The organism is Terribium retamae (genome assembly GCF_022347545.1).
GTDB lineage: Bacteria > Pseudomonadota > Alphaproteobacteria > Rhizobiales > Rhizobiaceae > Mesorhizobium > Mesorhizobium retamae.
In genome coordinates this window covers 47934-71188 of the sequence record NZ_JAKREW010000019.1, presented here as the reverse complement: position 1 = coordinate 71188, position 23255 = coordinate 47934, and the positions used below count along the sequence as shown (strand labels likewise).

Here is a 23255-nt window from a genome sequence, read left to right as displayed (position 1 = left end):
GTTTCCGGCAAGGTGTTTTCAGGCGATCTGAGCCCGCTTGACTACCACTTGCGCTATGCGGCTTCGAGGCCTAACCGTTCCATGACCATTTTCCGCGCTGCAACATAGTCCGTCTTGCCGGAACCCAGGACCGGCAACGCCTCCACCTGGACGATGTCTTGCGGCACCGTCAGTTCCGCAGCGCCTTTCTCTTTGCTGAATTTGCGCAGTGCTTCGGGTTCGGCATCGCTGGCCGTGGTTATCAGTATGATGCGGTCGCCCCGCCGCTTGTCGGGTACGGCCACCACCGCATGATCGCCCTCCGGCCACAGCGACTGGGCCAACATCTCGACCGCGCCGAGCGACACCATCTCCCCGGCGACTTTGGCGAAGCGTTTTGCGCGGCCACGAATCGTGATGAAACCATCGCGGTCAACCGAGACGATGTCTCCGCTATCGTGCCAACCTTCCAGCGGCCGCAGCACGCCTGGCCGATCCTCGGACATGTAGCCCATCATCATATTGGGGCCGTCCAGCCAAAGCCTGCCACCGTCCTTGACGCCCTCCACAGGGTCTATGCGCATGCGGATGGAGGGCAGCAATCGTCCGACGGTGCCCTCGCGATTGTGAATGGCGGTATTGACGGAAACCACAGGTGCGGCCTCGGTCAGCCCGAAGCCCTCGATGATTTCGGCCTGGAAGCGCTCGCGGTAGGTACGCCGCGTTTCCGGCTTCACCGGTTCAGCGCCGGCCACGATGAAGCGCAGGCTGGAGAAGTCACCTTCCTTGGCGTTGCGTGCATAGTTGGCCAGGAAAGTATCGGTGCCGAACATGACGGTGGGGCGCACTTTCCGGGCCGCTTCCGGGATGAGCTTGTAATGCAACGGAGACGGATATTGGAAAGCTTTCACGCCCGTCAGCAGCGGTAAAATCGTGCCGCCGGTCAGTCCAAAGGAATGGAATGCCGGCAGAACGTTGAAGAGGACATCCTTTGGGGAAATCGTGATGCGCGCCTCGGCCTGCATCGCATTGGCCTGGAGATTGCTGTTGGAGAGCACCACGGCCTTCGGAGTGCCCTCCGATCCGGAGGTGAAGAGAATGACCGCCGCTGTGCTCGCATTCTGGGGCTGCAGCGGCCAGCGCCAGAACAGGCCGGCGACCAGCTTCTCGAACGCCGAGATGTTTTCTTGGACGTCTTCCAGCCAAAGCAGTCGCGCCCCGCCTTCCTCCGCGGCCATGACGATATCGGACAGGGCAGCCTTCTCGACGAAGGCGCGCGAGGAGATCATTGTACGGATGACGGCTGTGCGCACGCCGGAGCCTACGTTGGCGGGGCCTGCCGTATAGTTGATCATCGCCGCCACACGGTTCGCCGACCACAGGCCGAGCATCGTGGCCGCCAGACCGTTTGAGTTCGGCAGAAGAACGCCCACGGCTTCGCCTGGCGCGGTGCGGGCTTCCACGCGTTGACCTAGGAGGCGGGCGGCAGCAAAAAGCTTGCGATAACTGAGTGTGCCACCGATCACGTCTTCGACGATTGGGTGCGACGCGCCGAAGCGATCGGAGGCGTCGCGGATCGATTGGAACAGGCTGTGGCTGAGGTCGGTAGCTGCGAAACGCACCTCTGCGACATAGTCGAACAGAGCATTACCCCGGTTCCTGGGGGGCTCACCATCTCGTGCGGCCAGTTCATCGAGCGTCATCGGGGGCAGCACGCTGACCGACAATTTTTGAAACAGCTTGCGCGGCGCACGATCCGCTGGTGTCAGCGACATTGGCAGCCAGCGTGCGCCGCCGACGAAGATCGGTACGATGCGAGCATCTGCCTGCAGGGCGATCCGCGAAACCGCCCGGTAGAGCCGGAAAGATTTCACGTCCGGCTCGACGGCATCGGGGAAATAGACCGCAAGCCGACCGCGTCCTTTCAAAACGCGGACCAGACGGCGGCTGACAAAGACATGCTCGGCATTGAAAGCGATGGTGCGTGCCAGTTCGCGCCAGGGTTCCAGCCAGAAGGAACGCGCCGAAGCTTCGTCGAGGATGTGCAATGTATCCTCCGGAAGCAATGACAGCATGAGCGCCGGATCGAGCTTTGATTGATGTACGATTGCGTAGATGACCGGGGCCTCAGCCCTGCGCGCAACCTTGAGCTTATGGTCGGCTACACGGTAGGCGAGTTTGAAAGGCGTGTAGAGAAACGCCTGTGCGAAGCTGAGGCCAAGCCGAAACTTCTCGATGGCCGCAATCAACAGCCAAGCAAGCGCGACGGCGGCGAACAGGCCAACGCTGAGGATCATACCGCGTCACTCCCAATGCCATTCAGGGTGTCGCACGCCCGCAAGGCGTTCCGTGCAGTGCGTCGAAGGTTGTCGATCAACCGGGCAGAACGTATCGGAAGTCCCGTCAAGGTCAATGCGGCACAGCAGAAGAGACCGGAATAAGAAAAAGCCGACCAGAAGGTCGGCTGGAGGGGAGCGGGCCGAGGGGTTGGGGGGACTAGAGCGTGGCCCGCAATCGAATAATGCTTGGGCTGTGTGATGGTTCCATGACGATGCAATTATTTTGTTGCCCGGGCTGTGGAAACTTCTGCCGGCCGGCGCGCGGTGTTCCAATCGTTCAGGCCATGGGAAACCACTGCTGCGAGGACCACTGCGCCGCCCAACAGGCTGGCAGCCGGCGGGATCTCTGCGAGGAAAAACCAAGCGAACAGCACAGCAGCAGGAATTTCGGCAGCGCCAAGCAATGCCGATTCTGGCGCTGGAATCAGTCGGCTGCCCTCTGTCCACAGCACCGAGGCGAGCGCGAACGAGGTGCCGAATAGGCCGAGCAGGATCGCGTCTTTGCCGTTGATCGCCAGCGGGTCGGTGACGAACCATCCAAAGACGAACAAAAGCAGCGACGAGATGGCTCCCGCCCACACCACCGGTGTCTCACGAAAAGCGCGAACCATGACAATGTAGAGTGCGCTGCCGATCGTCATCAGCAGCGCCAGCCCGTCGCCGATAAGATTGCCTGAGCCAAGTCCCGCATGGACCATGATGGCGACGCCGGTCAGGGAAAGCGCGGCTGCCGCCACGGTCGGCAACCGGAACGGTTCGCGTACGAGGCCCCAAGCGAGCAGGGCGGTCATGAAGGGGGCGGTGGCATAGATCACCGCGACGTTGGCAACGTAGGTGAATTTGAAGGCCGCGATGAAGGCAATGCTGGCTGCGGCGCCTTCGATTGCAAGCAGCCAACCGCGCCAGCCGAGCCGCAGATCGGGACGTTGGCCAATCCCGGCCGACCGCCAATGCACATAAGCACCGATCAACACGAAGCCGACGAGCCCGCGCCAGCAGGTCACGGTCAATGCGTCGGCCGAGATCGATTTGGTGAGTACGCCTGTGAGGCCGAATACGACCGCCGAGGCTGATACCAGCAGGATGCCGAGTGCACGGTTCCTTTGCGTTTCATCTGCCTGCGTCATCGGCCCTCCAGCGCGACCATACTAGCGCCAGGCTCCTGACAACCTTCTGGCAGGAATCGCCTAGGCTGCAGGTTTGCGGAAACGTTCGCTGGCGACGATAACGAGACCGGCGAACACGATGATAGCCGCTCCGACGAACACGGCGTCACGCGGCACGTCACCCCAGATCAGGAAGCCGAGCGCGAACGCCCAGAGCAGCGCGGTGTATTCGAATGGTGCAATGATGGAAATCGGCGCCCGCTTCATGCCCTCGAACAGGAAATACTGTCCGAGCCCGCCAAGGGCACCGACGGCGATCATCAGCAGGAAGTCCTGCCAGCCGGGTGTCTGCCAGATCCAAAGCAGCGGAATTCCCGCGATCACCAGGAAGAAGCCGTTGTTGAGCACCAGTTGCACAGTCGTGCGCTCCTGTCCGGCGACTTTGCTCAGGAGAACAATGGATAGCCCCCAAAAGCAGGCCGCCGCCAAGACTAGAAGTACAGGGAGCGAAAAGCCTAGACTGGCAGGATCGCAAGCGACGAAGACACCGCCAAAGCCGATCAGGACAGCTGCCCAACGCAGCAAAGGCACCTTTTCCCCGAGAATCACGATCGATAGTCCCGTCACGATAATGGGGGCAGCAAAGTAGATCGTGGTGAGTTCGGCTAGCTGCAGGTCTTTGGCGGCCGTGTAGTAGCAAAGCCATGCAGCGAGGATCAGGAAGCTACGCAGCAGCATGGATTTAAGGATCGGCGAGTGCAGGGAATCGGCCAGAAGTTGCCGGCCGCCCGTCACCAGGCAACCGGCAAGGATGGTGGCACTGCGAAAAAACAGGATCTGCCAGACCGTCGCGGCAGTGACCAGCAGCTTGATCGAGGCGTCCTGGAGCGAGAACAGCAAATACGCCAGACTGGTGAGCAAGATGCCCGCCAGCACGCGTTCGCGCGTATCGGTAAGAACGACGTCTGTCATTATAGGCTCGGCTGCGCGATGCACGGCCGAGCCAGAATCGTAATTGGTCCAGGCCCCTCCGTAGCTGCCAAACTACACGAGAGGCGCCGCCAACGCTGCTGAGCCAGACAAATGCTTGCGTTGGCGCAGTCCTAGAGCGTTTCCGTTTTTCACGGAAACGCGGAAACGCTCTAAGTTTTTGTTTTCGTCACATTCTTGTAACGCCAAGTGATTCCACTTGGCTACAAAATGCTCCAACGCCGGTAGCCTTACTGGGCTGGGGCCGGGGCCGGCTGCTGCTGTTCGGCGCCGGGTTCGTCGTCGCCCATGTCGGCATAAGGCGAGGCGCTTGGCACGCACTGGACCGTCCAGCCGGTCGGAGCAGGCTGCTGCTTCTGGAATTCGGTGATAGCCGCCGCGCATTGCTCGCGGTTGTCGAAGGTGCTGGGCAGCACAACCATGCCGCCTTGCGGGCCGGCAACGACGAGATACCAGACCAGAGCAACGGTCGATGACATGGAAAGTCCTCACTTTAGGATTGGGAATGAATGAGTTGACGTTACCTAGCAAGTCTTGGCCGCACGCGAAAGCGCGCCCATGACGCATAGCTCCGAAAGCTGAATCAACCTTCGGAGCCAGCTGCCTTGAAAAGTGAACACAGCAACCGAACTTGGATTAAGTGTGACTTAGAGCTGCTGCGGGTTCACTCATTCGGATGCGAAGCAATAAAACAGCCCATCACCACCGGTGCCTTTGAGTGCCTCCTGGCTGCAGCCGCCACGCGAGCCGTGGGACGAGTTCCAAGATTTGGCCGCTGCCGAATCGTCGAGACCGGTGCGGTCGGAATGTCCCATGAGCGCGACACCTTCGGCGCCGCTCAACGTCCAGTCACCGCAGGTTTTGTCGGCGGCCCTGGTGCCGTCCGGGTTCGATCCGGTCAGGATGTCATGGCGGTTCGGCTTGTCGCCGCGTCCGTTGATCACCTCGCCTTTTTCATCGAGCGCCGTCTGTTTGGTGAGATTGTTCTTGTCGCTGTGGAGAGACGCGACGTCGTCCGCAATCTTCTCACCCTTGGCGTTGACCCATGGGCCCTTGCCGATGCGGTCGCGCGCGTCGGTGTCTTTTGTGGAAAGATAGGCATGCCAGGTCTTGCCGGTCACGCCGGCAGCCTCGGCCAGCTTGCTGCAATGCGCATCGGCACCAGCTAGACCACCAAGGTCTGCGCCCTTACCAGAGCCGACACTGGTGACGAAGAAACTCATCGTCTTGTCCTGAGCGTAGGCTGTTCCTGCAACGAGCAGGGCTGCCGTTACGGAAAAGAAAAGCAGTTTGCGCATGATATTCCTCCCGGTTGGATTGCCCTCACCGAGAGCAACGATACCGGGGAAAGGATTCATCCCGCAATCGCAGCTTTGTTTGCGGGCCTCAGGCCGGCATTTGGTACGATACCCAGCGATTGTGCTTGGCTTGGAAGATCATGCCGGTTTCGGTCATCGAGGGACTTGCCAGCGGCACGATACGCGCAGCGATTTCGGAAGGGTGGGGCAAAGTGTCGGGATTTTCGCCGGGGACCGCTTGCGAACGCATGGCAGTGCGGGTGGCGCCGGGGTCGACCATGTTGATGCGCAACGGCGAATTGCGAGTTTCGTCTGCCCAGGAGCGGCCCATCGCCTCGATCGCTGCCTTGGATGCAGCGTAAGGGCCCCAGAAAGCGCGTGCCGAATGTGCTGCCCCCGATGAGAGCAAGATGGCGCGGCCGGCGTCGGAAAGCCTGAGCAGCGGGTCGACCGAACGGATCAGGCGCCACGTCGAGGTGACGTTGATGTTGATCACCTTCTCGAAGGTCTTGGCTTCGACGTGGCCGAGTGGAGCGATCACGCCAAGCACGCCGGCATTGGCGACCAGGATATCGAGCTTGCCCCAGCGCTCGTGGATTGCGCCGCCCAGCCGGTCGATGCCGGCCATGTCTGCGAGGTCCAGCGGTACCAAGGTCGCTTCGCCCTTGCCGGTCTTGGCATGTTCTGCCTTGATCTCATCGTCCAGTTCCTCAAGTCCGCCGACCGTGCGGGCCACTGCGATGACATGGGCGCCGGCTGCAGCCATCTGCTTGGCGATGAAATAGCCGATGCCGCGCGAGGCGCCGGTGACGACTGCAAGGCGGCCGGTGAGATCTGGAGTAGCGGTCATGCGGTCATCCAATTCGACGAGAATGGTCAGCGCGACCAGATAGGACGAAATCCGGACAAACGAAACCCCGCACACCGTTGCGAGCAGGGGACCCGACGAATGGTCGCAGGAATTTCAAACGGGATGTCGGAATTGGTCTTGCTGCACCGTCCTTGGGGACGAAACTGGCTCCAAAGGAGGGAACAATGGGCAGAACTGTTGCAATTTTGATCGCAAGACTGATCTTTGCGGGTGCCTTTGCCATGGCCGCGGCGTTCAAGTTTGCCGGCATGGCTGATACTGCCGCCTATATCGCGGCTGCCGGCTTTCCTGTTCCGCTGCTTCTTGCCTGGTTGGCTGCCATCTTCGAGGTCGGCCTGGTGCTGGCCTTCTTGACCGGCGCGTTCTTTTCCGAAGCCGCTTTGCTGGCGGCCGCATACGTGATCTTCCTAGCCTTCGCCTTTCATGGTCCCTCGCATTGGCAGGGGAACCAGGCCGAATTCGGTTTCTTCGTCGACCACTTCACCTTCCTGGCGGGACTGTTGTTCGCCGCGGTTCATGGACCGGGCGAACGATTGACGGCGCGGAACGGACTTCTGTGGAAAGATCAAGCTGCTTCCGCGCGGTGACGCGGAGGCAGAATGCCCGACTTACTGCCCTCCGCTCGCCAGAAGCGACAGCGTGCGCACATTGTCGGCACCTTCATGGTCGAGCAGGCGTGTCGGATATTGTCCCGTGAAGCAGGCGTCGCAGAACTGCGGCTGCTCGTCATTGCGGGTGGCTTCGCCGACAGCACGATAAAGCCCCTCGATGGTGAGGAAGCCGAGCGTGTCGACACGGATGAACTCGGCCATTTCCTCGATGGACATACGGGAAGCCAGGAGCTTCGATTTTTCCGGTGTATCGACGCCGTAGAAGCAGGACGCCCGCGTCGGCGGTGAAGCGATGCGCATATGCACTTCCTTGGCACCGGCATCGCGAACCATCTGTACGATCTTTTGCGAGGTGGTGCCGCGCACGATCGAATCGTCGACCAGCACCACGCGCTTGCCTTCGATCATGCGGCGGTTGGCGTTGTGCTTCAGCTTCACGCCCATGTGACGAATGGAATCGCCCGGCGAAATGAAGGTGCGGCCGACATAGTGGTTGCGGATGATGCCGAGCTCGAATGGGATGCCGGCTTCCTGGGAGAAGCCGATGGCGGCCGGGGTGCCGGAATCCGGCACCGGCACGACGATATCGGCCTCGACGGGATTTTCACGGGCAAGCTCCACGCCGATGCGCTTCCTGACGTCATAGACGTTGCGGCCTTCGACGGACGAGTCCGGACGGGCGAAGTAAACATATTCGAAGATGCAGAAACGGGTCTTTTGCTGCTCGAACGGGAAATGGCTCTCGATGCCTTTGGCGGTAACGACGACCATTTCGCCTGGCTTGAGGTCACGCACGAAGCGAGCGCCGATGATATCGAGGGCGCAGGTTTCCGACGCAAGAATCCAAGCGCCGTCGAGATCGCCCAGCACCAGCGGGCGGATGCCGAGCGGGTCGCGCACGCCGATCATCTTCTTTGAGGTCAGTGCCACCAGCGAGAATGCGCCCTCCAACTGGCGGATCGCTTCAATGAAGCGGGAGTTGATGTCGCGTTCCTTGGACGTGGCGACGAGGTGCAGGATCGTCTCGGTATCGGAAGTCGAGGAGAAGATCGAACCCTGCTTCTGCAAGGTACGCTGCACGGTCAGGGCATTGGTGATGTTGCCGTTATGGGCGACGGCAAGACCGCCGGTCGAAAGCTCGGCGAAGAAGGGCTGTACATTGCGCAGGCCGGCACCGCCGGTGGTTGCGTAGCGCGTATGGCCGATGGCGCGGTTGCCCTGCAACCGGTCGATCACGGATTGCTTCGTGAAAGTATCGCCGATCAGGCCTACATGCCGTTCGACATGGAATTGGCTACCGTCATACGAGACGATGCCCGCAGCCTCCTGGCCCCGATGCTGCAGGGCATGAAGCCCCAATGTGGTGATGGCGGCCGCATCCTGGCGACCGAAAATGCCGAAGACGCCACATTCATCGTGGAAATGGTCGTCTGCCTCGGCGCAAAGCACGTCGTCTGCGTCTGCCATGCCGGAAGCCTCTTGTCCGCTAAAGCCGCGATATAAGGCTATGACCCGCTGAAAGCAACGTGCTCGTTCAGTTTACCATCAGTTATTGGTAGCCGGCGCATTGCCGCCAGCAGGCGGCTGGTCGGCCGGCGCCTGATCATCCGGACCGGGCGCTTCGTTTTCCGGGGTCGTGCCTTCCGGAGCCGGAGCCTGAGTTCCCGGCGTTTCGCCGGCGGCAGGCGGTGTTCCCGTGCCGCTCTCCGGCACTACGCCGCTCTTGTTGAGCTGTTTGAGGATCGTCTTTTCCGGATCTTCCGGCAGAATGCTCTCGATGTACTTTCCGATCGATTCCAGCAGGGGCCGGGACTTCGATTCGGCGACCCAGTTCGGCACCTTTTCCCCGGCCAGCCAGTTGAAGAACATCAGGCCCACGGCGACGACCAGGATGCCGCGTGCAGCGCCGTAAAGGAAGCCAACCGTGCGGTCCAGTGCGCCGACGCGGGAATCGATGATGAAATCAGCGATCTTCATGGTGATGACCGACACGACGATCAACGCGATGATGAAGACGATGCCCGCTGCGGCACCCATCGCGATCTTTTCGTTGTCGATATACGGCTGAACGTAAGGGATGACCGGCTTGTAGAACAGATAGGCTGCAACCGCCGCCGCCACCCAGGAAGCGATCGACAGCACCTCGCGCGAGAAGCCGCGCACCATGGCAAGCATGGCCGAAACAAGGGTGAAGCCGGCGAGAATCCCGTCTAGCAGCGTAATCGGCATGTCCTGCGCCTACTCCATATGCCCAGTCATTCGTCCTCGGTGGCGCGGCCGCGGCGAGTGCCGGCGATGCGCGCCACGAGATCGGCGAGCTCGGTAGGCTGGAAAGCGCCGGCGCCTATACCCCCGGCAATTTCCTCGCTGCCCACGGGCAGGACTGCGCTTCCGAAGCCCAGCTTTTCGGACTCCTTGAGACGCTGTTGCGCGTGCGCAACCGGCCTCACGGCGCCGGAAAGGCTGATTTCGCCGAAATAGACGCAATCGGCAGGAAGGGCAAGACCGGTGATTGACGACACCAAGGCTGCGGCGACCGCGAGGTCTGCTGCAGGCTCGGAAATCCGATATCCGCCGGCAACATTCAAATAGACATCATGCTGGCCGAAGCGCACGCCGCAATGCGCCTCCAGGACAGCGAGAACCATCGAAAGTCGTGCGCCGTCCCAGCCGACGACAGCGCGACGCGGCGTGCCGAGCGAGGACGGCGCGACCAATGCCTGGATTTCGACAAGCACGGGCCTTGTTCCTTCCATGCCCGCGAAAACCGCAGCGCCGGGCGACTTTGCGTGCCGTTCCCCAAGGAAAAGCTCGGATGGATTGGCGACTTCACGCAACCCTTTGTCCGACATTTCGAACACGCCGATCTCGTCGGTTGGGCCGAAGCGGTTCTTCACCGTGCGCAGGATGCGGAAGTGGTGACCGCCTTCGCCTTCGAAGTAGAGAACGGCGTCGACCATATGCTCGACGACACGCGGTCCGGCGATCTGGCCTTCCTTGGTGACGTGCCCGACAAGCACCACTGCAGCACCTGTGGATTTCGCATAGCGGATCATCGCCTGGGCGGCTGCGCGCACCTGTGTGACGGTTCCCGGGGCCGAATCGGCGAGATCCGTCCAGAGGGTCTGGATGGAATCGATGATGACGAGATCCGGCCGCTTGCCGTCGGCGATGGTTGCCAGGATGTCTTCGACATTGGTTTCGGCGGCGAGCTCCACTGAGGCCGAGGCGGCACCCAGCCGCTGCGCGCGCAGCCGGATCTGCGCGACGGCTTCTTCGCCTGACACATAGACGATGCGGTGTCCCTGGCGGGCGAGTGCCGCCGCTGCCTGAGTGAGCAGGGTCGACTTGCCGATGCCGGGATCGCCGCCGACCAGAAGTGCCGATCCGCGTACGAAGCCGCCGCCCGTGGCCCGATCCAATTCGCCGATGCCGGAGGCGATACGGGGGGCATCCTCTATGTCGCCCGACAACGTCGTCAGCGCCACGGCGCGGCCCTTGCGGGCGCTCTTGAGCGATGCAGGACCCGAGCCAATGCCGCCGGCGGTGCCTTCCTCGATCAGCGTGTTCCATTCGCCGCAGGCATCGCACTTGCCCGCCCAGCGCTGATGCACGGTGCCGCAGTTCTGGCAAATGAACTGAACGCGCGACTTAGCCATCGGCGCGGCTGCCGTAGCATGATCCCGAAAAGTTGCAGACTTTTCGGATAAAGATCATGCGCCAAAACAAAGAAATAGGCTGGAACGCCGATTCATCGCCGCACTGCGCCCGCGTGCGCTGGGTTGCCGAGACGCACATCAAGACGTTACTCGAACCTCTCGGGCAGCTGGTGCTCTTCCGCAAGATCGGAGAAGCGAGTGTACTGACCCTCGAAGGCGAGTTCCACCGTGCCGGTAGGCCCGTGACGCTGCTTGGCGATGATGAGTTCGGCCTTGCCCTTCACCTTCTCGAATTTGATCCGCCAGTCCTCATATTCCGGCGTGCCTTCCTCGGGCTGCTTGTTCTGCATGTAGTATTCATCGCGATAGACGAAGAGCACGACGTCCGCGTCCTGCTCGATCGAGCCCGATTCACGAAGGTCCGACAGTTGCGGGCGCTTGTCGTCGCGGCTTTCGACCTGACGCGACAGCTGTGACAGCGCGATGATGGGCACGTTGAGTTCCTTGGCCAGCGCCTTCAGGCCGGTGGTAATTTCGGTGATTTCCTGGACGCGGTTCTGCGAAGACTTCGCGCTGGAGCCCTGCATCAGCTGCACGTAGTCGATGACGATGACTTCCAAGCCGCGCTGGCGCTTCAAGCGACGCGCGCGCGCAGCAAGCTGGGCGATGGAGATGCCACCGGTAGCGTCGATAAAGAGTGGGATTTTCTGCATGGTCTGCGCGCAGGCGACCAGCTTCTCGAAATCGGCTTCGGTGATTTCGCCCCGGCGGATCTTCGACGATGAGATTTCGGTCTGTTCCGAGATGATACGGGTCGCCAGCTGTTCAGCCGACATTTCCAGCGAGAAAAATCCCACCACGCCGCCATTGGCAGCTTTGAAGGACCCGTCTGCCTGCTGCGCCGGCTGGTAGGCTTCGGCAATGTTGAAGGCAATGTTGGTGACCAGCGAGGTCTTGCCCATGGCCGGGCGGCCAGCAAGGATGATCAGGTCGGAGGGCTGCAGGCCCCCGAGCTTGCGGTCGACGTCGCGCAGGCCAGTGGAAATGCCCGATAAGTGGCCATCGCGCATATAGGCAGCGTTGGCCATGTCGACAGCGGTCTTGATCGCGTCAGAGAAACTTTCGAAGCCGCCATCATAACGTCCCGTTTCGGCCAGTTCGAACAGACGCCGTTCGGCATCCTCGATCTGTTCGGCCGGCGACATGTCGACCGGTGCATCATAAGCGATGTTGACCATGTCCTCGCCGACGGTGATCAGCGCGCGGCGTGTAGCCAGATCATAGATCGCCCGGCCATAGTCGGACGCATTGATGACGGTGACGGCTTCGGCGGCAAGCCTGGCAAGGTACTGGGCCACAGTCATGTCGCCGACCTTTTCGTCGGCAGGCAAGAAGGTCTTGATGGTGACCGGATTGGCCATCTTGCCCATGCGGATCAGCTCCGCCGAGACCTCGAAAATCTTGCGATGCAGCGGCTCGTAGAAATGGGCAGGCTTGAGGAAATCAGAGACCCGGTAGAAGGCGTCGTTGTTGACGAGAATGGCGCCGAGCAAAGCCTGCTCGGCCTCGATATTGTTGGGGGCCTCGCGGTAGAGCGGCGTTTCCGCCGCGCCGAATTTGAGAGCTGCCTCTGCCATGATATCCCCAAACTATTCCGTCGTGTCGTTAGCAGAAGGATCGCGGCCGCGGGGGCAACCACACGCGCAGAACGACCAAACATGCCCGTGATCCACAGAACGGCGTCATCGTCCACAGGACGATATTCCACCATCCCGAATCCGATTGACTCGATGGGGTATAAAGCCTAGCCGAGCAATGGAAACATATCAAGAACAAATAGAAAGGTCAGACAGAATCGAAGTCGAGGGTATCACCCCAGTCCAGACGGCGTGCAGCCTTGAAGATCTCGCCGTCCCGTTTCGTGAAAAGGCGCTCCGAGACAGCGCCATCGGACTGGCAAAGTTTCAACGCGACCTTGCCCGAGCCGGTTTTTGATGGTGCCAGCACACGCGCGACGTGGGCGGCTCGCGATTTGCGGGAGGCGGCCAGATAGATGAATTTCTCGTCTTCCCACGGCACATCGGCGTCCTTGGCCAGGCGGTGCAGGCGCGAGCGGGCGACACGTCGCGAAAAATGGCACCAGTCCGGCGCGGCCAGTGGACAGGGTGCATGATGCGGGCAGGGAGCGGCGACAAAGGCGCCGACGGCGATCAGCCTTGTTCTTGCATCGAGGATACGCTGCCAACCTGCGGGCGTGCCCGGTTCGATGATGATCAGCGTGTCTGTAGTGAGCTGCCAGAGTCGTTCGACCAGCTTAGGCAGCGATGCCGGTGCGATTTCGTCCATGACATAGGCCATGGTGACGAGGTCGGCAGCCTGCATGTCGGCAAGGTCGATGGTCACGTCGCCTGCCAGCCAGCGAATTTGGGGTGTGTCAATCCCGGCTGCCAGCGTCTGTCCCACCTTGCGGGCCGCGCTGCTGGCTTCCAGCAGCGTCGCGGAATCGATCGATGACCATAGGTCTGTTGCTGCCCACAGCACCGTTCCCGGGCCGGCGCCGATATCGAGCATCGTCCGTGGCGTGAAATCGGGCGAAGCCTCGGCCAGTACCTCGAGGCTGGTGCGCACCGCGGCATAGGTGGCGGGCAGGCGCGTGGCGAGATAGGCCTTTGCGGCGATGTCATCTCCCATGTGCAGACGCCCGTCGCGAACCTCCGCGCGGTAGCGGTCGGAAAGTGTCCGGGAAGCTTGTTTCAATGTCGCCAGTGGCACCTTGTCCAGCAATTGCTCGACCGCTTGTCGCAATTCTGCGGGCAGTTCCATGCTCAGACGCTCCTTGGCGCGAGCAGGATGACCGAAGCGCCTGCGAAGCAGATCACGGCGCCGAGGAGATCCCATCGGTCGGGACGGATGCCTTCGGCCAGCCAAAGCCAGAAAAGCGACGCGGCGATATAGATTCCTCCGTAGGCCGCGTAGGCGCGACCAGCCGCATCGGTGGGTGCCAGTGCCAGAAGCCAGGCGAATACGATCAGGCATGCGAGGCCTGGCAGGAGCCACAACGGCGATTTTTCCAGCCGCCACCAAGCCCAGAAGGAAAAGCAGCCTGCGATTTCGGCAACAGCCGCAGCGACGAAGAGGGGAATGTTCATTCCCCTCTCATAGTGCATCTCGATGCTCGTGGCATCTGCTGGAAGGAAGGCGGGCGCCGTAGCCTTCGTTTATTCCTTTACCTTCCGACGTTTGGCGACGGGTTTCGCGAAGAGCGGCGCCTGTGGCGCATCGCGAACTTCCAATGCCTTCTCGCACTTGCTGATGTAGTCGCGTGTCACCGGCAGCACATCGTTCTTGTGCGTGAGCTGGATCTGGAAGACAACAAGGTCCTGCCAGCGGAAAGAGGCCTCCGAGCCCGACAGGTAGAACTCCCACATGCGGCAAAAGCGCTCGTCATAGATCGCCTTGACCTTGTCGCGGTTGGCCAGGAAGCGTTCGCGCCAGTGTTTCAGCGTATCGGCGTAATGCAGCCTCAAGATCTCGACGTCGGTGATGGCGAGGCCGGATTTCTCGATGTGAGGCATTATTTCCGAGAGTGCCGGGATATAGCCCCCCGGGAAAATATGCTTGCGGATGAAGGCGTTGGTGGTGGTAGGAGGACCACTGCGGCCTATCGTGTGCAGCAACATCACGCCATCCGGCTTGAGCAGCTTCGAGCATTTGTCAAAGAACGTCTTGTAGTGGTTGATGCCGACATGTTCGAACATGCCGACGGATACGATGCGGTCGAAGCGTTCGGACAGATCGCGATAGTCGCGCAGTTCGAAATGCACATGGCGATCGAGACCCTGGGCATGGGCCCGGTCGGTGGAGACTTGATGCTGTTCGGTGGAGAGCGTCACCCCCAGCACATCAGCCTCGAAGGCTTCTGCTATGTAGAGCCCAAGCCCGCCCCAACCCGAGCCGATGTCCAGAACAGTTTGGCCGGGCCTGACCTTCAGCTTGGCGGCGATATGCCGTTTCTTGGCGAGCTGTGCCTCTTCCAGTGTCATGTCGGGTCGCTCGAAATAGGCGCAGGAATACTGCATATCCTTGTCGAGGAAGAGTTTGTAGAGATCTCCCGACAGGTCGTAGTGATGCGCGACATTCTTGCGGGAACGGCGCGCATTGTTGAGCTGCTGCAGCGGGCGAACCGTCAACCTTGCGGTATTCACCAGCTTGCCCCAGGTCGATTCCACCCAGGAAATGCCTGTGTTCAGATAGACGAGGTTCAGGAAGGAAAGCACGTCGCCTTCGACGAAGTCGAGTTCCTCTTCCATGAAGGCTTCCGGAATGGCGAGCGAAGGGTGCAGCGTAATGGCGCGCTCGGCATGGCGGGTGTGGATCACCATATGCACCTTAGGGCCGGTGCCGTCGCCGAAAGTGCGGGAGCCTCCGTTAGGGCCGGTGATCACCAAATTGCCTTTTCGAACGACACGTTCGACGATGCGTTCCAGAAAAACGTTCATGGTGGGCCCTCAAAGAACGATAGTGACAGCTTTGCTGTCCAATCCTGCAAAAAAGGCGAACGCGTCAAAAAGTTCCGGTTGGCATAAAAAAACCGGGCACCAGGCCCGGTTTCTTGATCCAGCTGCGGGGCTGGATTTGTGACAGATCTTTAAAAGATCAGGCGTTCTCTTCGTCGCCTTCGAACTCGGCGTTCGGATCGAAGAAGCTGTCGGGACGCGCATTCTCGTTGATGTCGTCGCCGTAGATGGCTTCGGCGGTCGTGAGCGTCTCGCCCTTGGCCTGACGCTCGGCCTCTTCGGACGAACGGGCAATGTTGAGCGTCACCGTGACTTCGACTTCCGGATGCAGCGCAATCGCCACATTGGTCAGGCCGATGGTCTTGATCGGATGGTTCAACTCAACCTGGTTGCGGGCAACCGAGAAACCTTCGGCCGTCAGCAGGTCGGCGATATCGCGGGTCGAGACCGAGCCGTAGAGCTGACCGGTTTCACCGGCCGACCGCACGATGATGAAGCTCTTGCCGTCGAGCTTGTCGGCCACCTGCTGGGCTTCGGACTTGCGCTCGAGATTGCGGGCTTCCAGCTGGGCGCGTTGACCCTCGAACTTCTTCTTGTTGGCCTCGTTGGCGCGCAGCGCCTTGCCCTTCGGCAGGAGGAAGTTGCGGGCGAAGCCGTCCTTGACCTTGACGGTATCACCCATCTGGCCGAGGCGGGAAATGCGTTCTAGAAGAATGACTTCCATTGTTTTCTCCATTTGCGTCGCGAAAGACGCCGTTCGGGAGACAGTCAGGAAGAGAAGGGCGCTTGGCGCCGGTTTCGCTGTCCTGCCTGTCAAGGCAGTTAGGGCCTGGGCCCAACTTGGGATTTTATGCCGCCGGCCATGCCCATCATGACCGTGGAAGCCCGCGGGCGTTGCCGCCCGCGGGTAGAAAGCTTAGCGAACCACGTAGGGCAGCAGGCCGAGGAAGCGGGCGCGCTTGATCGCCTGGGCGAGCTCGCGCTGCTTCTTCTGGCTGACGGCGGTGATGCGCGAAGGAACGATCTTGCCGCGCTCGGAAATGTAGCGCTGCAGCAGACGCACGTCCTTGTAGTCGATCTTCGGGGCGTTGGCGCCGGAGAACGGGCAGGTCTTGCGGCGGCGATGGAACGGGCGCCGGGTCGGGATCTGGTTGATGTCGACCATTATTCTGCACCCCCTTCAAAGCTGCGCTGCGGACGCGGGCCGCGATCGCCACCGTCGCGGTCGCCGAACGAGCGCGGACCACGATCGCCGCGGTCGCCGAACGAACGCGGACCACGATCACCACGGTCACGGTCGCCGAAACCACCGCGCTCGGAGCGCTCTTCGCGCTTCTGCATCATTGCGGAGGCGCCTTCTTCGTGCTTCTCGACCTTGATGGTCAGGAAGCGCAGGACGTCTTCCGACAGACCCATCTGGCGTTCCATTTCGCTGAGCGCTGCCGGCGGGCAGGTCAGGTCCATGAGTGTGTAGTATGCCTTCCGGTTCTTCTTGACCCGGTAGGTGAGGGACTTCAGTCCCCAGTTCTCGACCCGGCCAACCGAGCCGCCGCCTGCGGTGATGACGCCCTTGAAACGTTCAACGAGCTCATCGACCTGCTGCTGCGACAGATCCTGCCGGGCAAGGAACACATGTTCGTAAAGAGCCATTTGTCTTGCCTTTCTTCAACTTCTCTCCCGGTTCCCGGCGGCAAAAGCCTCTGCAACTTCTCTTTATCCGCGGGGCGGAGAAGAAAGGAGCATGACGAGACGGTCGAGAGCGGAGACACGGGAGGCGGAAGCGTTTTCGCTCCACACGGCGGTTCTTGAGAAACCTCCGGCCCTCCGTTCAGCCCCCAGCTGGGACCGGCAGATTGCGCGCGTCTATACAGCAATTTGGCCGGAACACAACCCTTGCCGGCCGATCGCAGGCCGAATGAGGTTTGGCAAGCAGTTGTTGTTGACGACGCAGGGCCGTCGTTGCCCCGGCTTTTACACGATCCCATATTGCCCCGCACAATACCAGATGGAGGGAGCACATGTCTTTTCAGGCCTATCTCGATACGATCAAGAACAAGACGGGTCAGGGGCCGGAAGACCTGATGCGCCTGGCCGACGAAAAAGGCTTTTCCGAAGGCGGAAACTGAAGGCCAGCGTCAAGGCGGGGCAGATCATCGAATGGCTGAAGGCCGATTATGATCTCGGTCACGGTCATTCCATGGCGGTTTATGCGCTCTTGACCGGCAAGAAGAAGCCCGGTGACTGAAGATCAGGCATGCCCACAAAGTTGGACGCATCGGCTTCCCGAAAATGTCCGTGCGGACCCGCTGGAATATGAGCAGAGCTAAATTGGACGTTGTACGGGGCAATCGAATGAGCCATCTCGGCCGTTTCGTCCCGAGACACGGAGTTCGCCATGACCAGCCCGAGGAAAGACCACGACCATTGGTCCGATGTCGCATCCGAGTGGATTGAGTGGGCACGCGCGCCTGGTCATGACGCCTTCTGGGCCTATCGATCTTCCTTGCGAGAATTCATAGGCAAAGACACCGGCAATGCGCTGGAAGTCGGTTGCGGCGAGGGGCGGGTTTCGCGCTTGCTCAAGGAATGCGGGTATCGCGTGACCGCGACAGATCCGGTCGAAGCTTTTGTCGTTGCTGCAAGAGAAGCCGGTTCTGCCGATCACTACGAGGTGGCCCCGGCGAACGCATTGCCCTTCGAAGCGGAAAGTTTTGACGTCGTCATGGCCTACAATGTGCTGATGGATGTCGACGATGTGCCTGCCGCGGTGAAGGAAATGCGTCGCGTGTTGCGGCCATCGGGTACGTTGTTCGTGTCGATCGTGCATCCCTTTGCCGACCGCGGCCGCTTCGATCGAGAGCGTGCCGACAGGCCTTTCGTCGTGGATGGCACCTATTTTGGCATCGAGCATTTTGAAGGTGCGGAAGAGAGGGACGGCTTGCGTATGCGTTTCGCCGGCTGGTCGCAACCATTGGTGAATTATTTTGCGGCCCTGGAAGCTGCGGGATTGGCGGTCACATCTTTGTCCGAACCGAGGCCCGATAAAGGGCCGCAATGGGCGGCATTGCGCGATTGGGACCGCATTCCGCTGTTCTTATGGTTGAAAGCACGGCCCCTGGCCGGCTGATGCTCTAACCCTTGGCCGATTTCAGGATCAGACGGCCAACGGCCAGCAGAATGTAGGCGCCGAAGAACAGTGACAGCGCGCCGCCGAAGCCGGAGGGGCCGAACGCGTCCATGCCGAGGCCGATGGCTTGTGGCCCGAGCACCATGCCGACGCCGTAGCACAGCACGAAAGCAGCATTGGCCGAGGCAAGCTCATGTCCTGAAAGCTGGGATCCGAGATGGGCGAGGCCGACAGTGTACATTGCCGCGACCACACCGCCCCAGAGGAACAGAAGTCCGGCCATGAGATGCCAGTTCGAGGCGAGATGCGGCATCACCAGTGTGCCGAGCAATCCGATTGTGGCGCAGGCGAGCAGCAGATAGCGCCTGTCGCCGACGCGGTCACTCACCATGCCGATTGGTATCTGCAGCAGCACGTTGCCGAGGCCGATCATCGTGAGCAGCAGCGCAGCATCCGCCTCCGAATAGCCGATGCGACTGCCATAGACCGGGAACAGCGCAAAACCGCCAGTTTCTACGGCACCGAACACGAGCACGGCCGCGGTAGCGGTTGGAACCAGCCAGATATAGCGCAGGAACCCGCTGGTCTCCTCGCCTTCGGGACGAATGGGCGGGCTTTCCTTGCGGGCGGCAAGAACGGGAACAGCCGCTATGGCAACCAGCACGACGATGACGCCGAAGGGCAGGAAGCCGGCACTGCCGATGCGCGAGAACAGCCATGGCCCTGCAGCGAAGCCCAGCGAAAGCACGGTGGCGTAAATGCCCAGCACAAGCCCCCGGCGTTGCGGCGGCGCCGAGGTACTGATCCAGAACTCCGAAAGAATGAAGAGGACAGTCAGCGCAATGTGAAGCACCGCGCGCAACGGGAACCACATCCAGAAGAAAGGTGCGAAATGGAAGCCAACGAAGGCAAGCGCACCCGCTGCAATCATCAACAGCATTGCCCAGGCGACGCCAAGACGCGTCGCGATGGGCGTGGCCAGCGGGGCCGCCGCGATCGAGGCGATGCCAGCGACTGCCGTGTTCAAGCCGATCATCGAGGCCGAATGGCCGCGGGATTCGAGAATGACGCTGAGCAGCGGCATGCCGAGACCAATGGCGATACCCACGACGCTGATCGACGAAATGGCCGCGATCATCGGCAGCCAATGTACGCGCTCCTCGTCTTGCGCCATGGTTTCGTCCGTCATGCGATACCTGAATGCTGGATTTGGGTCTTAGAGGACTTCACGCACGAAGCGGTTATGGAGCATCCGGTAGAAGGGGATGGTTCCGCCCGGCCGCAGCAGCGGATCGTCACTGAGCCGCTTCTCGAGTTCGTCCAGGATCGTGCGTGTAATCGTTGGTATATCGGCCTTGCGTGCCTCGGCCAGCGGCAGCCAGACCAATTCCTCCAACTCATTGGTGGGGCCGCTTGGCAGGGCAACCGCCACATCGTCGCGCCAGGCGGCGAGGAAGCGGGTGTCGAAGCGGCGGACTCGACCCGGCGGCGTGATGGCGCGGGCGATGAAACGCACCGCTTCCAATGAAGGCTGCACGCTGTGTTCGACGAAACCCTGCCAATCACGCTTACCGGTCGAAAGCGGGCCTTTGCGACCGATCAAAAGGCCGGCCTCCTCATATGTCTCGCGGATGGCCGACAAGGCTATCGCGCGCGCGCGGATGGCGCCGGTACGTCCCGCACGAGCCGTCAGTTTCGCTTCTTCCTCGGGATAGAGGCCCGTTGCGACCGGCACGCGGCTATCGGCAGGGTCGGTGCGGCCGCCGGGAAAGACGAACTTGCCGGGCATGAAAGCATGGGCCGCATGACGGCGGCCCATCAATACGTGGAAATCATTGCCTTTGCGGTCGAGCAAAATCAGTGTTGCCGCATCACGAGGACGTTTCGGTCCATCACCGAGAGCCACCTCGTTGCGTTCGGCCTTGTCGACTTCCGCCTTGGTCATCCCTTGCATGCGACCGACCTAGCGGAAACTCATGTCAAATTAAAGAGGCCGCGACGGTCGCACATTGAGCCAGGATGCCGCTCAGAGTTCAGGATGACCTTCGATATGGTCAGGCTCTCCCCCGAAGCCGTGCATGTAATAGGCCCATTGCAGGCCGATAACGGCGCCTTTGATGGGCTGCAGCAGAGCCAGCGACATGATGATGGTGAGCGGTGCCCAGATCGCCAGATGTTGCCACATCGAAAGCGTCGAGGTTGCTTCCACGCCCATGAAACCGCCCAGGATGACGTGGCCGACAATGACGATCACCAGGTAGGCGGGCAAGTCGTCGGCACGATGATGATGGAATTCTTCACCGCAACTCTGGCAGTGGTCGAAAGTCTTGGTATAGGCGCGAAACAGCTTGCCTTCGCCGCAGTTCGGGCAGCGGCAGAAAAAGCCACGCTTCATCGCCGTCCACAGCGGACGCGTTGCCCTGGCGGACTGCTCGCCGCCGAAAACCTGCTGCTGCATCATCGTCTCCTGCCGCGCGGTCCAGAACGCGAATGCGAGGCGCGGGCGCGGCCCTTTGCCTTGTGAAACGAGCGCTTGGAACCGGGCAGTGGTTTCGGGGGGCTCAGCATCTCGAAGCGCATCGCACCAGCCATCGGCGCCACTTCGACGAGACGGACCTCGACGCGATCCGCCAACTGATATCCCTTGCCGCTGCGTTCTCCAAAAAGCGAACGCGCCGTTTCGTCATACAGATAGTAATCGTCACCCAGGGATGACACCGGGATGAAACCATCTGCGCCAAATTGTGGCAATTGGACAAAAAGTCCAGCCTTGGCGACGCCGGAGATTCTCGCGTCGAAGCGCTCGTCGACCCGCTCGGCCAGATGGGCCGCGATCAGGCGGTCGACCGTCTCGCGCTCGGCCGCCATGGCGCGGCGTTCCGCCGCCGAAATCAGAGCGCCGGTTTCGGCCAGTCTTTCTTCTTCCCCTCGCGTCAGCCCATCCGGGCCCAAACCGAGTGCGGCGATCAAGCCGCGATGCACGATCAAATCGGCATAGCGGCGAATCGGCGAGGTGAAATGCGCATAGCGGTGCAGGTTCAGGCCGAAATGGCCGATATTGTCGGGATTGTATTCGGCCTGGCTCTGGGAGCGGAGCACCACCTCGTTGACGAGCGCTTCATTGTCGGCGCCGCGCACGCGTTCGAGGATCGAGTTGAATTGACTCGGACGCATCTGCGCCCCGCGCGCCAGCGACAGTCCGAGCGTCTGCAGGAACTCTCGAAGTGATTCCTGCTTGGCCAATGTCGGCCCGTCATGAATGCGGTAGATCAGCGACTGCTTCTTTGCCTCGAGCGTCTCTGCAGCGGCGACATTTGCCTGGATCATGAATTCTTCGATCAGCTTGTGCGCATCGAGCCGCTCGGGAACGATCACACGGTCGACCGTGCCGTCCTCCTTGAGCAGGATCTTTCGCTCCGGCAGGTCGAGTTCCAGCGGCTGGCGCGCATCGCGGCCGCGTTTCAATATGGCATAAGCATTCCACAGCGGTTTCAGCACTGTGTCGAGGATCGGGCCGGTCTTGCCGTCGGGCATTCCGTCGATGGCAGCCTGCGCCTGTGGATAGGCGAGCTTGGCGGCCGACTTCATCATCACCCGATGAAAGCTGTGGCGGATCTTCCGCCCCTCCGCGGAAAACGTCATGCGGGTAGCAATGGCCGGGCGGTCCTCGCCTTCGCGCAACGAGCAGAGGTTGTTCGAGATGCGCTCTGGCAGCATCGGCACGACCCTGTCGGGGAAATAAACCGAGTTGCCGCGTTTCAGAGCTTCGCGATCCAGCGCCGAATTCGGTCGTACATAGGCGGAGACATCGGCAATCGCCACGGTCACCACAACGCCGCCGGGATTCTTCTCGTCCGTATCCGGCTCCGCATGAACGGCGTCGTCATGGTCCTTGGCGTCCGCCGGATCGATGGTCACCAAGGGCAGGTCACGCCAATCTTCGCGCCCCTGCAGGGTAACCGGTTTCAAGGCCTCGGCTTCAGCCAGCACCTCGGCCGGGAAGATATGCGGGATGTCATGCGCGTGGATGGCGATCATCGAGACCGCCTTTTCGCTGGTCAGCGAACCGAGCACCGTCAGCACCTTGGCGCGCGGCAGGCCATAGCGGCCGGAGCGCGAAGGCTCCACTTCCACCAGGTCGCCGTTTTGGGCGCCGTTCTGGAACTCCTTGTCGACGATGAGTTCAGGCTGGCGCCGCTCAACAGGCTCGATGCGGAAAGTACCGTCCTTCAGGATGCGAAAGACACCGAGCACCGCGTCCTTGCGTTTTTCGAACACTTTCATGATCCGCGCCGTATAGGCTGGACCTGTCGGCTCGTCGGTCGGGAAGGTCTTGGCGAGCACCCGGTCGCCGATACCGGCGCCCGGTCCGCTGCGTGAAATGCGGATCGACACCGTCGGTGCCTCGCCATTGCCCGGGTGTTCGGATGGGCGAGCCAACAATCCACCCTGGTCGTCGCGGCCGATCACATCGAGCACAGCGACATGGGGCAAGGCGCCGGGCCGGATGTGCCGCTTGCGTTTCTGCTCCAGCAGGCCTTCGTCCTGCAGGTCGCGCAGCATGTCTTTCAGCCAGACGCGATCCTCGCCTCGCAGCGCAAATGCCTTCGCGATTTCGCGCTTGCCGGAGCGATCGGGATTCTCTGCGATGTAGCGAAGGATCTCTTCGCGCGAAGGACGATACTGGTCGCGTGTCCCCCGGCGGGTATCGGCAGCGCGGGGATCGCCATGGCTTCGTCCGGAGATCCTGCGCGCCAA

At 61.3% G+C, this 23255-nt stretch carries 24 protein-coding genes; 4 read left to right on the top strand and 20 right to left on the bottom strand.

Annotated elements, in window-relative coordinates; genetic code table 11:
* Positions 1 to 53: 53 nt before the first annotated feature.
* From L4923_RS18290 to L4923_RS18265, 6 genes are all read right to left on the bottom strand, one after another.
* Positions 54 to 2276 (bottom strand): AMP-binding protein, encoded by a 2223-nt coding sequence (locus tag L4923_RS18290; RefSeq protein WP_239367681.1) that lies wholly within the window; start codon positions 2274 to 2276, stop codon positions 54 to 56.
* A 260-nt stretch (positions 2277 to 2536) separates the two neighbouring features.
* Positions 2537 to 3445 carry a DMT family transporter gene (locus tag L4923_RS18285; protein ID WP_239367679.1) on the bottom strand — a complete coding sequence of 303 codons (909 nt, stop codon included), beginning with the start codon at positions 3443 to 3445 and terminating at the stop codon, positions 2537 to 2539.
* 60 nt (positions 3446 to 3505) lie between these two features.
* Positions 3506 to 4396, bottom strand: coding sequence for a DMT family transporter (locus tag L4923_RS18280; RefSeq protein WP_239367677.1), 891 nt, complete (start codon positions 4394 to 4396; stop codon positions 3506 to 3508).
* Between the two features lie 248 nt (positions 4397 to 4644).
* Positions 4645 to 4893 (bottom strand): hypothetical protein, encoded by a 249-nt coding sequence (locus tag L4923_RS18275; RefSeq protein ID WP_239367675.1) that lies wholly within the window; start codon positions 4891 to 4893, stop codon positions 4645 to 4647.
* Between the two features lie 189 nt (positions 4894 to 5082).
* Entirely contained in the window at positions 5083 to 5712 is a 630-nt protein-coding gene (locus tag L4923_RS18270) for a hypothetical protein (protein WP_239367673.1), read from the bottom strand.
* 88 nt (positions 5713 to 5800) lie between these two features.
* Positions 5801 to 6562: an SDR family NAD(P)-dependent oxidoreductase gene (locus L4923_RS18265; RefSeq protein ID WP_239367671.1), complete on the bottom strand. Its 762-nt coding sequence runs from the start codon at positions 6560 to 6562 to the stop codon at positions 5801 to 5803.
* Between the two features lie 185 nt (positions 6563 to 6747).
* On the opposite strand from L4923_RS18265, the gene L4923_RS18260 reads away from it, so the two are divergent.
* Positions 6748 to 7170: a DoxX family protein gene (locus tag L4923_RS18260; protein ID WP_239367669.1), complete on the top strand. Its 423-nt coding sequence runs from the start codon at positions 6748 to 6750 to the stop codon at positions 7168 to 7170.
* Positions 7171 to 7191: 21 nt separating this feature from the next.
* Here L4923_RS18260 and purF read toward each other — a convergent pair whose 3' ends face one another.
* The 10 genes from purF to rpsF all read right to left on the bottom strand — a co-directional run bounded on the left by purF (position 7192) and on the right by rpsF (position 17020).
* On the bottom strand, positions 7192 to 8661 hold the full coding sequence (purF, locus tag L4923_RS18255) for an amidophosphoribosyltransferase (protein WP_239367667.1): 1470 nt from the start codon (positions 8659 to 8661) through the stop codon (positions 7192 to 7194).
* Between the two features lie 78 nt (positions 8662 to 8739).
* Positions 8740 to 9423, bottom strand: a complete 684-nt coding sequence (locus tag L4923_RS18250) for a CvpA family protein (RefSeq protein WP_239367665.1) — start codon at positions 9421 to 9423, stop codon at positions 8740 to 8742.
* 26 nt (positions 9424 to 9449) lie between these two features.
* A complete protein-coding gene (gene radA, locus L4923_RS18245; RefSeq protein WP_239367663.1) occupies positions 9450 to 10853 on the bottom strand; it encodes a DNA repair protein RadA in 1404 nt (467 codons plus the stop codon).
* A 146-nt stretch (positions 10854 to 10999) separates the two neighbouring features.
* Positions 11000 to 12490 (bottom strand): replicative DNA helicase, encoded by a 1491-nt coding sequence (locus L4923_RS18240; protein ID WP_239367661.1) that lies wholly within the window; start codon positions 12488 to 12490, stop codon positions 11000 to 11002.
* Between the two features lie 208 nt (positions 12491 to 12698).
* On the bottom strand, positions 12699 to 13676 hold the full coding sequence (locus L4923_RS18235; protein WP_239367659.1) for a small ribosomal subunit Rsm22 family protein: 978 nt from the start codon (positions 13674 to 13676) through the stop codon (positions 12699 to 12701).
* A 2-nt stretch (positions 13677 to 13678) separates the two neighbouring features.
* The gene (locus tag L4923_RS18230; protein ID WP_239367657.1) at positions 13679 to 14002 is read right to left on the bottom strand and encodes a YnfA family protein; all 324 of its coding nucleotides are present in this window, start codon (positions 14000 to 14002) and stop codon (positions 13679 to 13681) included.
* Between the two features lie 69 nt (positions 14003 to 14071).
* Positions 14072 to 15352, bottom strand: a complete 1281-nt coding sequence (locus L4923_RS18225; protein WP_239367655.1) for a cyclopropane fatty acid synthase — start codon at positions 15350 to 15352, stop codon at positions 14072 to 14074.
* 157 nt (positions 15353 to 15509) lie between these two features.
* Positions 15510 to 16094 carry a 50S ribosomal protein L9 gene (gene rplI, locus L4923_RS18220; RefSeq protein ID WP_239367653.1) on the bottom strand — a complete coding sequence of 195 codons (585 nt, stop codon included), beginning with the start codon at positions 16092 to 16094 and terminating at the stop codon, positions 15510 to 15512.
* 192 nt (positions 16095 to 16286) lie between these two features.
* Complete coding sequence (gene rpsR / locus L4923_RS18215) at positions 16287 to 16535, bottom strand: 30S ribosomal protein S18 (protein WP_024923879.1); 249 nt, start codon at positions 16533 to 16535, stop codon at positions 16287 to 16289.
* A complete protein-coding gene (rpsF, locus tag L4923_RS18210) occupies positions 16535 to 17020 on the bottom strand; it encodes a 30S ribosomal protein S6 (RefSeq protein WP_239367651.1) in 486 nt (161 codons plus the stop codon). The genes rpsR and rpsF overlap by 1 nt, the downstream gene beginning before the upstream one ends.
* Positions 17021 to 17388: 368 nt before the next feature.
* Here rpsF and L4923_RS18205 point away from each other — a divergent pair, with 368 nt between their 5' ends.
* From L4923_RS18205 to L4923_RS18195, 3 genes are all read left to right on the top strand, one after another.
* Positions 17389 to 17496: a DUF4287 domain-containing protein gene (locus L4923_RS18205; RefSeq protein WP_239367649.1), complete on the top strand. Its 108-nt coding sequence runs from the start codon at positions 17389 to 17391 to the stop codon at positions 17494 to 17496.
* Positions 17493 to 17615 (top strand): DUF4287 domain-containing protein, encoded by a 123-nt coding sequence (locus L4923_RS18200; RefSeq protein WP_239367747.1) that lies wholly within the window; start codon positions 17493 to 17495, stop codon positions 17613 to 17615. The genes L4923_RS18205 and L4923_RS18200 overlap by 4 nt, the downstream gene beginning before the upstream one ends.
* Positions 17616 to 17765: 150 nt before the next feature.
* A complete protein-coding gene (locus L4923_RS18195) occupies positions 17766 to 18497 on the top strand; it encodes a class I SAM-dependent methyltransferase (protein ID WP_239367647.1) in 732 nt (243 codons plus the stop codon).
* Between the two features lie 4 nt (positions 18498 to 18501).
* Here the strand turns inward: L4923_RS18195 and L4923_RS18190 are convergent, their stop codons facing one another.
* The 4 genes from L4923_RS18190 to rnr form a co-directional block, all read right to left on the bottom strand.
* Positions 18502 to 19686, bottom strand: coding sequence for an MFS transporter (locus L4923_RS18190; RefSeq protein ID WP_239367645.1), 1185 nt, complete (start codon positions 19684 to 19686; stop codon positions 18502 to 18504).
* Between the two features lie 27 nt (positions 19687 to 19713).
* Positions 19714 to 20451: an NUDIX hydrolase gene (locus L4923_RS18185; RefSeq protein ID WP_239367643.1), complete on the bottom strand. Its 738-nt coding sequence runs from the start codon at positions 20449 to 20451 to the stop codon at positions 19714 to 19716.
* Between the two features lie 72 nt (positions 20452 to 20523).
* Entirely contained in the window at positions 20524 to 20955 is a 432-nt protein-coding gene (locus L4923_RS18180) for a DUF983 domain-containing protein (RefSeq protein ID WP_239367641.1), read from the bottom strand.
* Positions 20955 to 23255 (bottom strand): ribonuclease R, encoded by a 2301-nt coding sequence (gene rnr / locus L4923_RS18175; protein WP_239367639.1) that lies wholly within the window; start codon positions 23253 to 23255, stop codon positions 20955 to 20957. The genes L4923_RS18180 and rnr overlap by 1 nt, the downstream gene beginning before the upstream one ends.

Coding starts and splice junctions, on each gene's coding strand:
- purF (WP_239367667.1), bottom strand. CDS start 8,661: ATGGCAGACGCAGACGACGTGCTTTGCGCCGAGGCAGACGACCATTTC.
- L4923_RS18235 (WP_239367659.1), bottom strand. CDS start 13,676: ATGGAACTGCCCGCAGAATTGCGACAAGCGGTCGAGCAATTGCTGGAC.
- radA (WP_239367663.1), bottom strand. CDS start 10,853: ATGGCTAAGTCGCGCGTTCAGTTCATTTGCCAGAACTGCGGCACCGTG.
- L4923_RS18265 (WP_239367671.1), bottom strand. CDS start 6,562: ATGACCGCTACTCCAGATCTCACCGGCCGCCTTGCAGTCGTCACCGGC.
- L4923_RS18260 (WP_239367669.1), top strand. CDS start 6,748: ATGGGCAGAACTGTTGCAATTTTGATCGCAAGACTGATCTTTGCGGGT.
- L4923_RS18195 (WP_239367647.1), top strand. CDS start 17,766: ATGACCAGCCCGAGGAAAGACCACGACCATTGGTCCGATGTCGCATCC.
- rpsF (WP_239367651.1), bottom strand. CDS start 17,020: ATGGCTCTTTACGAACATGTGTTCCTTGCCCGGCAGGATCTGTCGCAG.
- L4923_RS18250 (WP_239367665.1), bottom strand. CDS start 9,423: ATGCCGATTACGCTGCTAGACGGGATTCTCGCCGGCTTCACCCTTGTT.
- L4923_RS18185 (WP_239367643.1), bottom strand. CDS start 20,451: ATGCAAGGGATGACCAAGGCGGAAGTCGACAAGGCCGAACGCAACGAG.
- L4923_RS18285 (WP_239367679.1), bottom strand. CDS start 3,445: ATGACGCAGGCAGATGAAACGCAAAGGAACCGTGCACTCGGCATCCTG.
- L4923_RS18270 (WP_239367673.1), bottom strand. CDS start 5,712: ATGCGCAAACTGCTTTTCTTTTCCGTAACGGCAGCCCTGCTCGTTGCA.
- L4923_RS18290 (WP_239367681.1), bottom strand. CDS start 2,276: ATGATCCTCAGCGTTGGCCTGTTCGCCGCCGTCGCGCTTGCTTGGCTG.
- L4923_RS18225 (WP_239367655.1), bottom strand. CDS start 15,352: ATGAACGTTTTTCTGGAACGCATCGTCGAACGTGTCGTTCGAAAAGGC.
- L4923_RS18230 (WP_239367657.1), bottom strand. CDS start 14,002: ATGAACATTCCCCTCTTCGTCGCTGCGGCTGTTGCCGAAATCGCAGGC.
- L4923_RS18240 (WP_239367661.1), bottom strand. CDS start 12,490: ATGGCAGAGGCAGCTCTCAAATTCGGCGCGGCGGAAACGCCGCTCTAC.
- rpsR (WP_024923879.1), bottom strand. CDS start 16,535: ATGGTCGACATCAACCAGATCCCGACCCGGCGCCCGTTCCATCGCCGC.
- L4923_RS18280 (WP_239367677.1), bottom strand. CDS start 4,396: ATGACAGACGTCGTTCTTACCGATACGCGCGAACGCGTGCTGGCGGGC.
- L4923_RS18180 (WP_239367641.1), bottom strand. CDS start 20,955: ATGCAGCAGCAGGTTTTCGGCGGCGAGCAGTCCGCCAGGGCAACGCGT.
- rplI (WP_239367653.1), bottom strand. CDS start 16,094: ATGGAAGTCATTCTTCTAGAACGCATTTCCCGCCTCGGCCAGATGGGT.
- L4923_RS18205 (WP_239367649.1), top strand. CDS start 17,389: ATGTCTTTTCAGGCCTATCTCGATACGATCAAGAACAAGACGGGTCAG.
- L4923_RS18275 (WP_239367675.1), bottom strand. CDS start 4,893: ATGTCATCGACCGTTGCTCTGGTCTGGTATCTCGTCGTTGCCGGCCCG.
- L4923_RS18190 (WP_239367645.1), bottom strand. CDS start 19,686: ATGACGGACGAAACCATGGCGCAAGACGAGGAGCGCGTACATTGGCTG.